Origin of the sequence: Streptomyces sp. NBC_00019 (genome assembly GCF_045041015.1) — a bacterium.
Taxonomy (GTDB): domain Bacteria; phylum Actinomycetota; class Actinomycetes; order Streptomycetales; family Streptomycetaceae; genus Streptomyces.
Genome location: NZ_CP108302.1, coordinates 9,300,379 through 9,313,433 on the forward strand (window position 1 = coordinate 9,300,379; position 13,055 = coordinate 9,313,433).

The following is a 13,055-nucleotide window of genomic DNA, read 5'->3' on the forward strand; positions in this document are numbered from 1 at the left end:
CGGGACGTGGTCGTGCCGTACCTCTCCATGAGAACAGGCCCAGGTAAGAGGCCCGTCCACCGGGTCAGGCGCCGGGCCCCTCGTCGAAGACCGTGATGAACACCGTGGACTCGTTGCCGGACACCGGCACCTCACCGGCCGACCACGCCACCTTCAGCGGGTCCCGCTCGTCCGGCGGTGTGACCAACAACGCGTCCGGGTTGGCGGTACGGGCCCCGCTGATCTCCGGGTTGGAGAACGTGATCCCCGACCACGCGTTCTGCCCCGGCGCCAGCTTCACGGTGGCCGGCGTGCCGGGGGTGCGCTTCGGGTCCGGCCCCAGCTGTTCGCCGGAGGCGTCGACGAACGCGGCGCCCGGATAGCCGTGGAGGGTGCAGGTACGGGACGAGGTGTTCGTCAGGATCACGGGGAAGTTCTCCTGCCCCGCCCCCGGGTCGTTGCGGCCGAGCGTGGCCTCCAGCTCGGAGGTGTGGCAGCGGGTACTCCTGCCGGGTGTGCCGGACGTGCTGGTGGCGGGGGAGGGCGTCGAGGCCGTGGCGGTCGGCTCCACCGAGGACACGCCCGTCGTCCCGTCGCTGGTGGCCGGGGCGGCCGTGCCGGGCAGCGTCCGCGGCGCGGACGCGGAGTCACCGCCGTCGCCACAGGCGGTCAGCAGGCCCAGCAGTGCGGCCGCACTCACGAACAGAGCCGACCGGTATGTGTTCACCATGACTCTCCACATTCCTCGTACGGCGCGGTGTGCCCCGTCATGAAGGTCCGATGCGGGCGCGGCCGGAAAAGTTCGCGCGTTCAGCCCCCGACCCGGACCGAGCCGAGGACCCGCCGGATGCCCGACGGCTCGCCCTGCTGCCGGATCTGTACGTACACCTGCGGCTGCCCGCCGCCGTCCGGGGGAGTCAGCCCGGCCTCGACGAGGGAACCGCCGCCCGGGCAGTCGCTCCACGTGCGGACCCTGCCGTGCCACACGGACAGGGTGTGGTCGCGGGCCCCGCCGTAGTGACAGCCGGGATGGGCGAGGGCGTTCACCAGGGCCGTGACCTCGCCCTGCCCGACCATGCCGACGAACATTCCGTCGACATCCGCGCCGAGGTCCTGCCACCGCGCCAGGTCGTCCGCGACGGCGAACCCCGGCTGATGACCGGCGGGCAGACCCAGCACGCGTGGATCCCACCCCGAGCCACGCACCTGACCGGCCCACGTGGCGGGCACCACGGCCGTGACCCGGCCGGTGGCGTCCTCGATCCGCAGCTCGGTCGGCGCCGACCCGTGGTCCATGGTCGCGAAGGCCACGCCGGCCACGGCCACCCCGGCCGCCAGACCGAGCAACCGATGGCGCCGCCGCCGGGGCTTCGGGCCCGTCGCCAGCCGCTCCAGCTCCTCGGCGAAGGCCCGCGCATCGGGCCAGCGGCGTTCCCGGTCCGGCCGCAGCGCCCGCATCAGGGCCCGCCGTACGCCGGGATCCAGGCCCGGACGCAGCCGGTCCGGCCGTACGACCTTCCCCGGCGCGCCCGGCACGCTGCCGGTGACCAGGTGATGGCCGACCGCGCCCAGGCTGTACACATCGGCCCGCGCGTCGATGCCCGCACTCGGCTCGGCCTGCTCGGGCGGCCGGTAGCCCGCCGAACCCGCGGCCAGCGTGAGCCCGGACGCCTCGGCCAGCGTCTTGGCCAGCCCGAGGTCGGCGAGCAGGACCTCCCGGGCGCCGTCCGGGCCGGTGCGCAGCAACAGGTTGGACGGCTTGACGTCCCGGTGCACGATTCCCGCCTCGTGCAGGGCGGCCGCGGCACGGGCCGCCAGCGCTGTGAGCCGCAGCGCCTCGGGGACGGGGAGCGGACCGTCGTCGAGCAGGTCGGCGAGGGTGCCGCCGTCGGCGTACTCCATCACGAAGTACGGTCTGCCGTCGGGCAGTTCGCCGATGTCGTAGACCTGCACCACCCGCCGCGAACCGGCCCGGCGCAGCAACCGGGCCTCGGACAGGAAGCGTTCGCGGATGTCCAGCCGGTGCGACCAGTTGTCGGCGAGGACCTTCACGGCGACCGGCGCGTCGAGTGTGTCGTCGTGTGCGAGCCACACGGTCCCGAACGCGCCCGTGCCCAGGGGGCGTTCGATGCGGTAGCGGCCGATGCGCTCGACGGAGTGCATACGACTATCATGCCTGCCCTGCGATCCACAGCGAGGGGAGCACCGCGTGCCGTCCTCGACCGAGGAGCTCGCCCTGCGCGCCGCGGCGGGGGAGAGGGCCGCGCTGGACGAGCTGCTCGCGGCGATCCGGCCCGAGGTGGTCCGGCGCTGCGGCCGGTTCCTGCCCTGCCGTGAGGACGCGGAGGAGGCGGCGCAGGACGTGCTGCTCCAAGTCGCCCGGAAGATCGGCACGTTCGAGGGCCGCAGCCGCTTCAGCACCTGGCTCCACACGGTCGTCGCCAACTGCGCGCGGCAGAAGTACCGTGAACTGAAACGCCGTTCGGCCGAGCAGGCCGCCCCGATCGATGCCGCGCAGTACGCCGACCCACGTACCACCAGCGTCATCGCCGGCTCCCGCGTCGACCTGCTGGAGGCGCTGGAGCGACTGGAACGCGAACGCCCGCACCTGGTCGCCCCGTTGGTCTACCGGGACATCTGTCAGCTGGAGTACGCGGAGGCCGCCGAGCGGGCCGGTGTCCCGCTCGGCACCTTCAAGTCACGGCTGCACGAGGCGCGCAGACAGGTCAGACCGTGGCTGGCGGACCGGGCCTGAGCGCTGTGCGAGCGCCCGTCAGTCGTCCTCCTCGAGCAGACCGATCTCGGCCCAGATCGTCTTGCCCTCGGTGGTGTGCCGGCTGCCCCAGCGCTGGGTGAACTGGGCGACCAGGAGCAGTCCGCGGCCGCCCTCGTCCCAGGTCTTGGCGCGCCGCAGATGCGGGGCCGTGTGGTTGGTGTCCGAGACCTCGCAGATCAGCGTGGTCTCGTCGTGGATGAGCCGCAGCCGGATGGGGTGCGCGCCGTAGCGGATGGCGTTGGTGACGAGCTCGCTCACCACCAGCTCCGCGGTGAACGACGCCTCCAGGAGGTCCCAGGTGCCCAGCTGGTCGACGACCTGCTTGCGGATCGGGCCGACGAGCGCCGGGTCGGCGGGGATGTGCCAGGTCGCGACCTGGGCGGCGGGCAGCCCTCGGGTGCGGGCCAGCAGCAGCGCCACGTCGTCGGCGGAGCCGCCCGCCGGGAGCAGGGTGTGCAGGACCTGGTCGCAGGTCTCCTCCAGCGACTCGGAGTGCACCGACAGGGACTCGCGCAGCAGTACGTGACCGGCGTCGGCGTCCCGCTCACGGGACTCGATCAGACCGTCGGTGAAGAACGACAGCACCGTGCCCTCACGCAACTCCAGCTCGGCGGACTCGAAGGGCAGCCCGCCCACGCCCAGCGGCGGGCCGGAGGGCAGGTCGACCAGCTGCGGCGCGGCGCCCGGCGTGATCATCACCGGCGCGGGATGTCCGGCGCGGGCCAGTGTGCAGCGCCGCGACACCGGGTCGTACACCGCGTACAGACAGGTGGCGCCGACCTCGCCGGGGCTGCCCTCGCCGCCGGCCTCCGCGGACAGCCGGACGACCAGGTCGTCGAGGTGGGTGAGCAGTTCGTCGGGGGCGAGGTCGATGTCGGCCAGCGTGCGGACGGCGGTGCGCAGCCGGCCCATCGTGGCGGAGGCCTGGATGCCGTGGCCGACCACGTCCCCGACGACCATCGCGACCCGCATCCCGGACAGCGGGATCACGTCGAACCAGTCGCCGCCGACCCCTGCCCGCGCTGCCGGGAGATAGCGCGAGGCCGCGTCCACGGCGGCGGTGCGCGGCAGCTTGCGGGGCAGCAGACTGCGCTGCAGGGCGAGGGCGGTCTCCCGCTCGCGGGAGAAGCGGCGGGCGTTGTCGATGCAGACGGCCGCGCGGGCCGTCACCTCCTCGGCCAGCAGCACGTCGTCGGGCGTGAACGGGTCCGGCCGCCGGAACCGCGTCAGCACCGCGACTCCGAGGGTCAGACCGCGGGCCTGGATCGGCACGGACATCGTCGAGTGGATGCCGTACTCCCGGACCCGCTCGCTGCGCGCCGGGTCCCAGGTCAGCCACTGGTCGAGCTCCCCGGAGGCGACGGTGGCGACGATGGTGCCGCCCGCCACCAGTGAGTCGGCCTGCGGTGAGGTGGCCGGATACGGCTCCAGCTGTCCGGGCTTGACGACGGCCTCGGGGGTGCCGGGATTGACCGACTGGTGCGCGGCGCGGCGCAGCCCGACCGGTGCGGTGAGCACCGGCGGCGGATCGCCGTTCTCCTGCGGGTCCAGCAGGTCGATGCTGACGAAGTCGGCGAGCGCCGGCACACAGACGTCGGCGAGCTCCTGCGCCGTCCGGGTGACGTCGAGGGTGGAGCCGATCCGCACGCTCGCCTCGTTGACCAGCTGGAGCCGCTCCCGGGCGAGGTAGTTCTCGGTGAAGTCGTGCGCCGCCAGGCACACCCCCCGCACCCGCCCCTCGGCGTCGGTGACCGGGGCCATCCGGGCCAGCCAGGCGTGCGCGGCCCGCTCCCCGCCGGTCCGCATGTACGTCTGGACGTCCTCGGCGCGGCCCGAGGCGAGGACCCGCAGCAGGTGCCGCTCCAGCTCCGCGCTCTCCGGCTTGCCGCCGATCTCCGACAGCCTGAGGCCCCGGATGCGCTCCTCGGGGAGTCCGATCACCTCGGCCATGGCGTCGTTGACCCGCCTCAGCCGCAGCCGCTCGTCGTAGACCGCCACGGCGCAGGGCGACTGGACGAGCGCCGCAGCGGCGAGGGGGCCGTCCTGGGAGCCGGTGACCTCCAGCGGGGTGACCACGAGCCACTGACCCGGGCTGCCGTCCCGCGAGCGTCTGTGGTGGGCGAGCAGCCACACGGACACGGTGCCGCCGTCGCGGTGGCGGAGGGTGACGGTGCCGTCCCAGCGGGAGTCCTGGGGCGCGAAGGTCATGTCCGGACCGTCGCTGACCAGCAGATTCGCTGCGGGGTGACCCACGATGTCAGGAGCGGGGTGGCCCAGCAGGCGCTCGGCGCCGCCGTTCCACTCCCGGACCGTACCGAGGTCGTCGATGACAGCCCGTGCCGTCGCGGCATCGTCGAACGGGTAGTCCGGGCTCATCGTCGCCACTCCATCGCGGACACTCACAGTGAACAGGCACGTCACTTGAGTTCCAGACTAGTCCGTCACGCTCGCGCGCGGACGGGAACCCCCTGCGCACCCGGGGGCACGGGCAAGGGGGACATCCGGCCGTTGTGACGCGCGGGGCAGCCGTGTGTGATCGCACCCTTGACGGTCCGGTGTGGCACGACGTCAGAATCTGTGTGTTCACGATCAGTTGTGAGTACTTCTGGGCCCTGATGAGGGAGAGCCGCACGCCATGACGGTCACTCGCAGATCTGTCCTGATCGCCTCCGCCGCCGCGCCCGCGGCCGGAGCGTTCCTGAGCCCCTCGGCGGCACTGGCCGCCGAGGCCGCCACCGGGGGCGCCTCGGGCCGCAGCACGGTCGCCCTGCGCGACGGCTGGCGCTTCGCGCTGGTCGACCCGGGCGGGATCACCGACCCGACCGGCGCCTACGCCGGCGCCGCCGACCCCGCCTATGACGACTCGGCCTGGCGCCAGGTCGCCGTGCCCCACGACTGGAGCATCGAGCTCGCCCCCACCACACAGAACGGCACCACCAGCGGCACCGGCTTCTTCCCGGGCGGCCTCGGCTGGTACCGCCTCGCCTTCACCCTGCCGCCCGCGTACGCCGGCAAGCGGATCTCGGTGGAGTTCGACGGCGTCTACATGGACGCGTACGTCTACTGCAACGGCACCGAGGCCGGCCGCCACCCCTACGGCTACACCGGCTTCGCCTTCGACGTCACCGACCTGCTGCACACCGACGGCACCACCGAGGACGTGATCGCGGTCAAGGTGCAGAACCGGCTGCCCAGCAGCCGCTGGTACTCGGGCAGCGGCATCTACCGCGAGGCCCGTCTCGTCGTCACCGATCCGGTGCGCGTGAAGCGCTGGGGCACCTACGTCACGACACCGGAGGTCACCGAGGAACGGGCGCTGGTCCGGGTGCAGACCTCCGTCGTGAACGGGTCCGGCAGTGCGAGCCGGGTCGAGATCCGCTCGACGGTCAAGGACTCACGCGGCCGGACGGTGACCCGCGCGGCGACCACGGTCGCCATCACCGACGAGACCACGGAAACCCATGAACTCACCGTCCCCGAGCCCAGGTTGTGGGACTTCGCCGACCCGCACCGCTACACCCTGCTGACCGAGGTCCGCGTGGCCGGCAAGACCGTCGACACCCACCGCACCCCCTTCGGCATCCGCACCTTCGGCATCGACCCCGACGAGGGCTTCCACCTCAACGGCACCCACGCCAAGTTCAAGGGCGTCGACCTCCACCACGACCTCGGCGCGCTCGGCGCCGCCGTCAGCATCGACGCGATCCGCCGCCAGATGACCATCATGAAGTCGATGGGCGTCAACGCCTTCCGCACCTCCCACAACCCGCCCTCGCCGGAGATGATCCGGGTCTGCGAGGAGCTCGGGATCGTGATGCTGGTGGAGGCGTTCGACTGCTGGAAGACCGGCAAGACGCGCTACGACTACGGCCGGTTCTTCGACGAGTGGTGCGAGAAGGACGCCACCGAGATGGTGCTCGCGGCCCGCAACTCGCCCGCCGTGCTGCTGTGGTCGATCGGCAACGAGATCCCCGACTCCACCTCCACCGCCGGACTCGCCATGGCCGACCGGATCATCGACGCCATCAGGGCCGTCGACGACACCCGCCCTCTGATCATCGGCTCCGACAAGTACCGTCGGCTGCCCGCCAAGGGCTCGGCGGCCGATCTGATGCTGGCCAAGCTGGACGGCCTGGGCCTCAACTACAACACGGCCAAGTCGGTGGACCAGTTGCACGAGGCGTACCCGCATCTGTTCCTCTTCGAGTCCGAGTCCTCCTCGGAGACCTCGACCCGCGGCGCCTACCAGGAACCCGAACACCTCAACACCGGCGAGAACCACACCCCGGGCAGACGCGCGGTGTCCTCCTACGACAACAACCTCGCCTCCTGGACCATGAGCGGCGAGTACGGGCACAAGAAGGACCGGGACCGTAAGTGGTTCACGGGCCAGTTCCTGTGGTCGGGCATCGACTACATCGGCGAGCCGACGCCGTACGACGTCTTCCCGGTCAAGGCCTCCTTCTTCGGGGCGGTCGACACGGCCGGCTTCCCGAAGGACATGTACTACCTCTTCCAGAGCCAGTGGGTCAGTGAGCCGATGGTCCATCTGGTGCCGATGACCTGGAACCACGCGGAGGGCGACACGGTCGAGGTGTGGGCGTACTCCAACGTCGCCACCGTCGAGCTGTTCCTCAACGGGAAGTCCCTCGGCACCCGGACCTTCGACGCCAAGAAGACCGTCGACGGCCGGGAGTACCTGGAGACCACCGAGGCCACCGGCGACGACAAGACCTTCACCGACGGCCCCTACCCCGGCAGTTACACGAGCCCGAACGGCAGCGCGGGCAAGCTTCATCTGACGTGGAAAGTGCCGTACCGGGCGGGGGAGTTGAAGGCGGTGGCCCGCCGCGGCGGCAAGGTCGTCGCCACCGACGTGCTGCGCACGGCAGGCCCGGCGCGTGCCGTACGGCTGATCGCGGACCGCAAGTCGCTCTCGGCGGACGGGCGTTCGCTGGTCTTCGTGACCGCGGAGATCGTCGACGTCCGCGGAGTGGTCGTACCCGACGCGGAGAACCTGATCACCTTCGAGGTGAAGGGCGGCTCCCTCGCCGGACTCGACAACGGGCGTGAGGAGAGCGCCGAGCGCTACCAGGCCAGCACCCGGACCGCCTTCTGCGGCAAGGCGCTCGCGATCGTGCGGTCGGGCACGGAGCCGGGCGCGCTGAAGGTGATCGCCCGCGCGGAGGGCCTCAAGACGGGCACCGCGAGCCTGCACACCAAGCCGGCCCGGTCGGCCGCGGCCACCCCGGCGGCCGAGTTCGTCCCCGACCACCCGGCACCGCCGAACCACCCCTACGCGGACGCCAGTTATTCCGGCCGCCCCGACACCCTCCCCGCCGCCATGCTCGACGGCGACGCGGCCACCGGCTGGTCCAACGCCTTCAGCAAGGCCGCCACGGCCCTTCTGCCGCTCTTCAACGGGGCCAGGGCCGAGGACTGGGTCTCCGTGGACTTCGGACGCATCCGGACCTTCGACCGTGTCGAGGTCTCCTTCACCTTGAGCGCCACGCACGCTCTGCCCGCCTCCATCGAGGTCGAGGTGTGGGACGGTGAGCGCTATGTGAGGGCCGAGGGGCTGGCCGTCGAGTGGGCCACGGCCTCGGACGAACCCACGCTGATCACCTTCGAGGCGGTCGAGGGCTCCCGGCTGGTGTTGACCTTGACCAGCGCCCACCCGGGGGAGGCTCGCGGGGCGATACGCATCAGCAAGCTGGAGGTGCCCGCCGCCTGAGTCACGTCACAGTCCGGACGGACGGTTCAGCAACGCCCTCAGGGGCGCGGGGAACTGCGCGACCAGCCACGATGGCGCCGCAGCCGAAAACTGCGCCCCCCAGCGGAGTGTTTCGTCTCGTCCGGACCGTTGACGTGGTGTCATGCCTGCAACAAGCATGACCGTCGACCGTCTTTTGGGAGCGCTCCCATATCGAGCGCTCCCGCAGCTCACCGAGGAGCCCGGACGTGAAAAGACGCAGAACCGCCCTGTTGTCCCTGACGGCCCTGCTGGGAGCGGCACTTGTCGCCTCCCCGGTGTCCACGGCCGCCGCCGAGGAGGTCGAGCAGCTCAAGAACGGCACCTTCGACACCACCACCGAGCCCTGGTGGGCATCCACCAACGTCACCGCGGGCCTGTCCGACGGACAGCTGTGCGCGGAGGTGCCGGGGGGCACCACCAACCGCTGGGACGCCGCCGTCGGCCAGAACGACGTCACCCTGGTGAAGGGGGAGTCGTACAAGTTCAGTTTCACCGCGAACGGTTCGCCCGCGGACCATGTCGTCCGCGCGATCGTGGGCCTCCAGGTCGCGCCGTACGACACCTATTTCGAGGTCAGCCCACAGCTCAGCGTGTCAGGCGACTCCTACGCGTACACCTTCACCTCACCCGTCGACGCCACCCAGGCCCAGGTCGGCTTCCAGCTCGGCGGCAGCGCGGACCCCTGGCGGTTCTGCGTGGACAACGCCTCGCTGCTGGGCGGCGTGCCGCCCGAGGTGTACGAGCCGGACACCGGGCCCCGGGTGCGCGTCAACCAGGTCGCCTATCTGCCCTCCGGTCCGAAGAACGCCACGCTGGTCACCGACGCCACCGCGAAGCTGCCCTGGCAGCTGAAGAACGCCGCGGGCCGTGTGGTCGCCCAGGGTTCGACCACGCCTCGCGGTACGGACGCCTCGTCCGCGCAGAACGTCCACTCCATCGACTTCGGTTCCTACAGGAAGCAGGGCAAGGACTTCACCCTGGTCGTCGACGGCGAGACCAGCCGTCCCTTCGACATCGGCACGAGCGCCTACGAGCAGCTCCGCACGGACGCCGCGAAGTACTACTACACCCAGCGCAGCGGCATCGCGATCCGTGACGACCTGCGGCCGGGCTACGGCCGCGCGGCCGGCCATGTCGACGTCGCGCCCAACCAGGGCGACGGCGACGTGCCCTGCCAGCCGGGCGTCTGTGACTACACCCTCGATGTCACCGGCGGCTGGTACGACGCCGGCGACCACGGCAAGTACGTCGTCAACGGCGGCATCTCCACCTGGGAGCTGCTGAGTACCTACGAACGCTCCCTGCACGCCCGCACCGGACAGCCCGCGAAGCTCGGCGACGGCACACTCGCCATCCCGGAGAGCGGCAACAAGGTGCCGGACATTCTCGACGAGAGCCGCTGGGAGCTGGAGTTCCTGCTGAAGATGCAGGTGCCCGCCGGTCAGCCGCTGGCCGGGATGGCGCATCACAAGGTCCACGACGAGGCGTGGACGGGCCTGCCGCTGATGCCGAGCGAGGACCCGCAGAAGCGCGAACTGCACCCGGCGAACACCGCGGCGACCCTGAACCTGGCGGCGACTGCCGCACAGGCGGCCCGCCTCTACCGGCCCTACGACAAGGCGTTCGCGTCCAAGGCCCTCGCCGCGGCCCGCAAGGCCTGGACCGCGGCCCTCGCGCACCCGGACATCTACGCCGACCCCAACGACGGCACCGGCGGCGGTGCCTACCCCGACAGCGACGTGACCGACGAGTTCTACTGGGCGGCGGCCGAGCTGTATCTCACCACGGGGGAGAAGACCTTCGCGGACCATGTGCTGGCCTCGCCGGTCCACACCGCCGACATCTTCGGCCCCATGGGCTACGACTGGGCCCGCACCGCCGCGGCCGCCCGCCTGGACCTCGCCACGGTGCCGAACAAGCTGCCCGGCCGGGACAAGGTGCGGCAGTCGGTGGTCAAGGGTGCGGACGGCTACCTCGCGACGCTCAAGTCGCAGCCGTACGGCATGCCGTACGCCCCCGCGGACAACCTCTACGACTGGGGCTCCAACCACCAGATCCTGCACAACGGCATCGTCATCGCCACCGCGTACGACATCACCGGCGGCTCCAAGTACCGTGACGGCGCCGTGCAGTCCATGGACTACATCTTCGGCCGCAACGCGCTGAACATGTCGTACGTGACGGGCTACGGAGAGGTGAACTCCCACAACCAGCACGCCCGTTGGTACGCCCACCAGCTCGACCCTAGCCAGCCGAATCCGCCGAAGGGAACCCTGGCCGGCGGACCGAACTCGAGCATCCAGGACCCCTACGCACAGAGCAAACTCCAGGGCTGCGTCGGTCAGTTCTGCTACATCGACGACATCCAGTCCTGGTCGACCAACGAGCACACCATCAACTGGAACTCCGCCCTGACCCGGATGGCGTCCTTCGTGGCCGACCAGACGTAGCGCGGAAACAGCTCGGCGAGGGGCTCCATGACACTCTCACGAGGTCATGGAGCCCTCGTGTTCAGGACGCGTCGTGGAAGACGAGCCCCAGGGCGTGCCGCCGGCCCGAGCGCACCGTGCTCACGCCGTGCCGCATCGCTCCGGCCGACCAGCCGCGCCGGGTGCGCACCGGCCGGTCCCGGGTGGTGAACACCAGACCGTGGCCCTGTCGCAGCACGGTGGCTGTGCCCCGTGACTGGGTCCTGGGCCGCTGCTCGACCATCAGGAACTCACCGCCCGTGTAGTCCGTGCCGTACGCGTCGAGCCCGACCACCACCTGGAGCGGGAAGACCAGCTCGCCGAACACGTCACGGTGCAGGGCGTTCCAGTCGCCCTCCCCGTAGCGCAGCAGGATCTGCGCCGCCCGGTCCTGCCCGGCCGCGTGGCACCGCTCCAGCCACTCCTCCAAGGAGTCCGGCCACGGTGCCGGGCGGCCGAGCCGGGCCGCCCAGTCGCGGGCGACGGTCAGCAGGCGCGGATAGAGCGCGGCCCGCAGGGCGGCCACCGGGGCGGGCAGGTCGTGGGTGAAGTACCGGTACTCGCCCGAACCGAAGCGATACCGGGCCAGGTCGACGGTGGTGCGGAACAGCTCGGGCTTCTCGTACAGCGCGGCCAGATCGGAGCACTCGGAGGGCGTCAGCAACTGCTCCGTGGGCGCGCTGCCGTGCTCGTCCAGTGCGGTGGCCAGCGCGTCCCAGTCGGTCCGGGCGACGCGCCCGCGGGCCTGGGTGAGGGTGGGGGTCATGGTGGGTCCTCCCGTCATCCGAGCATCGGCTGCAGCGCACCCTCGAGCGTGAGCAGCCGCACCTTGCGTTCCACACCGCCCGCGTACCCACGCATCGAGCCGTCGGCACCGATCACCCGGTGGCAGGGCCGCACGATCAGCTGGGGGTCCCCCAGGCCTTTAAGGCACTGGGGGAGGGTTGGCACCGAGTGCGGCGCCCACCGCCGGGGTGTCGGCCCGCGCCACACCGCGCCGTACGTGGTCGTGGTGCCGTACGGGACGTCGTCGAGCGCCTGCCACACCCGTTGCCGGAAGTCCGTGCCGTCGGCGGCGAGCCGTAGCTCGAAACGGGTGAGCCGGCCCGCGAAGTAGGCGGACAGCTGTTCCGCGGCCTCGGCGAAGGCCGCGTCGTCACGCCGCCACTCCGGGCGGACGGCCGGCGCACCCCGCTGCCCCGGCATCGACAGCGAGGCGAGTCCCGACTCCCCGCCGACCAGGAGCAGTTCACCGAGCGGGCTCTGCAACGTCGTGTACGTCGTCATGGGTCCGTTCCCTTCCCTTCCGTTACGAGTCTGCTGCGCGGCCAGGGATGCTGCTGGCGGAAATCGGACAGGGCGCTCGAGCCTCGCGGTACCCCTGTGTACTGGCTCTGAGCAGGGGGTATTTACGAGTAAGTACCACAGCGGTACCGTGAAGGGCATGCCAGCTCTCAACGTGGAGTTCAGTGACCGCGAGCTAGAGGACCTGCGGCAGATCGCCAAGGAGCGCGGTACGTCGATGAAGGCCCTCGTACGGGAGGCGGCCGCGGCCGACATCGCGCGGCATCGCGCGCTCCAGGAGGGTGCGGAGGCCTTCCGGCGGTTCTTCGCGTCCCACGCCGACGAGTTCGCCGCCGCGTTCCCCGACGACGAACCGGCGGTCAAGGGCGAGGGACGGGTCGTCTGACCGATGGCTCCCGTGGTCCACATCGACGTGCCCTGGCTGCTCCAGCGTCACGAAGAGGTCCTGCCCGACCAGCCCACGATCAACGACTTCTCCGCCTTGGTGGCAGCCGTCGCCCGCCACCGTGTCGACCCGCCCCGTCTCGGCGTGGACTCCGATCCGGCCTGGCGGGCCGCCGCCCTGCTGCACACGCTCGCCCTGCTCAAACCCCTGCCGTCGGCCAACGCCCGTTTCGCCTGCGCGACGGCGGTGGCCTACATGTTCGTCAGCGGCGTCGGCATCGACCCGCCCTACGGCGTCCTCGTCGACCTCGCCCGCGATCTGATCTCCGGCAAGACCGATGTGTACGGCGCGGCAGACCGGCTGCGCTCCTGGCAGATATAGGGCCCT

General features: G+C 71.3%; 10 protein-coding genes. 5 read left to right on the top strand and 5 right to left on the bottom strand.

The genetic code is table 11. The annotated features are described in order from the left end of the window. Positions 1-64: 64 nt before the first annotated feature. Together OHU89_RS43170 and OHU89_RS43175 are read right to left on the bottom strand one after the other, a co-directional pair. On the bottom strand, positions 65-709 hold the full coding sequence (locus OHU89_RS43170; RefSeq protein ID WP_266884654.1) for a DUF4232 domain-containing protein: 645 nt from the start codon (positions 707-709) through the stop codon (positions 65-67). A gap of 80 nt (positions 710-789) precedes the next feature. Further along, positions 790-2,142 carry a serine/threonine-protein kinase gene (locus OHU89_RS43175; protein WP_405650783.1) on the bottom strand — a complete coding sequence of 451 codons (1,353 nt, stop codon included), beginning with the start codon at positions 2,140-2,142 and terminating at the stop codon, positions 790-792. A 46-nt stretch (positions 2,143-2,188) separates the two neighbouring features. Here OHU89_RS43175 and OHU89_RS43180 point away from each other — a divergent pair, with 46 nt between their 5' ends. Further along, complete coding sequence (locus tag OHU89_RS43180; protein ID WP_405650785.1) at positions 2,189-2,734, top strand: RNA polymerase sigma factor; 546 nt, start codon at positions 2,189-2,191, stop codon at positions 2,732-2,734. 18 nt (positions 2,735-2,752) lie between these two features. Here OHU89_RS43180 and OHU89_RS43185 read toward each other — a convergent pair whose 3' ends face one another. Beyond that, positions 2,753-5,131 (bottom strand): SpoIIE family protein phosphatase, encoded by a 2,379-nt coding sequence (locus tag OHU89_RS43185; RefSeq protein ID WP_405650788.1) that lies wholly within the window; start codon positions 5,129-5,131, stop codon positions 2,753-2,755. A gap of 259 nt (positions 5,132-5,390) precedes the next feature. On the opposite strand from OHU89_RS43185, the gene OHU89_RS43190 reads away from it, so the two are divergent. Both OHU89_RS43190 and OHU89_RS43195 read left to right on the top strand, forming a co-directional pair. Continuing rightward, on the top strand, positions 5,391-8,489 hold the full coding sequence (locus tag OHU89_RS43190) for a glycoside hydrolase family 2 TIM barrel-domain containing protein (RefSeq protein ID WP_405650790.1): 3,099 nt from the start codon (positions 5,391-5,393) through the stop codon (positions 8,487-8,489). Positions 8,490-8,716: 227 nt separating this feature from the next. Beyond that, positions 8,717-10,960: a glycoside hydrolase family 9 protein gene (locus tag OHU89_RS43195; RefSeq protein ID WP_405650792.1), complete on the top strand. Its 2,244-nt coding sequence runs from the start codon at positions 8,717-8,719 to the stop codon at positions 10,958-10,960. A 61-nt stretch (positions 10,961-11,021) separates the two neighbouring features. Here OHU89_RS43195 and OHU89_RS43200 read toward each other — a convergent pair whose 3' ends face one another. Together OHU89_RS43200 and OHU89_RS43205 are read right to left on the bottom strand one after the other, a co-directional pair. Beyond that, positions 11,022-11,744, bottom strand: coding sequence for a 2OG-Fe(II) oxygenase (locus OHU89_RS43200; protein WP_405650795.1), 723 nt, complete (start codon positions 11,742-11,744; stop codon positions 11,022-11,024). A gap of 14 nt (positions 11,745-11,758) precedes the next feature. Continuing rightward, positions 11,759-12,265, bottom strand: coding sequence for a methylated-DNA--[protein]-cysteine S-methyltransferase (locus OHU89_RS43205; RefSeq protein ID WP_405650797.1), 507 nt, complete (start codon positions 12,263-12,265; stop codon positions 11,759-11,761). Positions 12,266-12,422: 157 nt separating this feature from the next. Here OHU89_RS43205 and OHU89_RS43210 point away from each other — a divergent pair, with 157 nt between their 5' ends. Together OHU89_RS43210 and OHU89_RS43215 are read left to right on the top strand one after the other, a co-directional pair. After that, positions 12,423-12,668 carry a hypothetical protein gene (locus tag OHU89_RS43210; protein ID WP_266884638.1) on the top strand — a complete coding sequence of 82 codons (246 nt, stop codon included), beginning with the start codon at positions 12,423-12,425 and terminating at the stop codon, positions 12,666-12,668. 3 nt (positions 12,669-12,671) lie between these two features. Then, the gene (locus OHU89_RS43215) at positions 12,672-13,049 is read left to right on the top strand and encodes a toxin Doc (RefSeq protein WP_266884636.1); all 378 of its coding nucleotides are present in this window, start codon (positions 12,672-12,674) and stop codon (positions 13,047-13,049) included. The last annotated feature ends 6 nt before the right edge of the window (positions 13,050-13,055 follow it).

Excerpts from the sequence above, each read along its gene's own strand:
- OHU89_RS43215 (WP_266884636.1), top strand. The coding sequence starts at position 12,672 with ATGGCTCCCGTGGTCCACATCGACGTGCCCTGGCTGCTCCAGCGTCAC.
- OHU89_RS43175 (WP_405650783.1), bottom strand. The coding sequence starts at position 2,142 with ATGCACTCCGTCGAGCGCATCGGCCGCTACCGCATCGAACGCCCCCTG.
- OHU89_RS43190 (WP_405650790.1), top strand. The coding sequence starts at position 5,391 with ATGACGGTCACTCGCAGATCTGTCCTGATCGCCTCCGCCGCCGCGCCC.
- OHU89_RS43185 (WP_405650788.1), bottom strand. The coding sequence starts at position 5,131 with ATGAGCCCGGACTACCCGTTCGACGATGCCGCGACGGCACGGGCTGTC.
- OHU89_RS43210 (WP_266884638.1), top strand. The coding sequence starts at position 12,423 with ATGCCAGCTCTCAACGTGGAGTTCAGTGACCGCGAGCTAGAGGACCTG.
- OHU89_RS43170 (WP_266884654.1), bottom strand. The coding sequence starts at position 709 with ATGGTGAACACATACCGGTCGGCTCTGTTCGTGAGTGCGGCCGCACTG.
- OHU89_RS43200 (WP_405650795.1), bottom strand. The coding sequence starts at position 11,744 with ATGACCCCCACCCTCACCCAGGCCCGCGGGCGCGTCGCCCGGACCGAC.
- OHU89_RS43205 (WP_405650797.1), bottom strand. The coding sequence starts at position 12,265 with ATGACGACGTACACGACGTTGCAGAGCCCGCTCGGTGAACTGCTCCTG.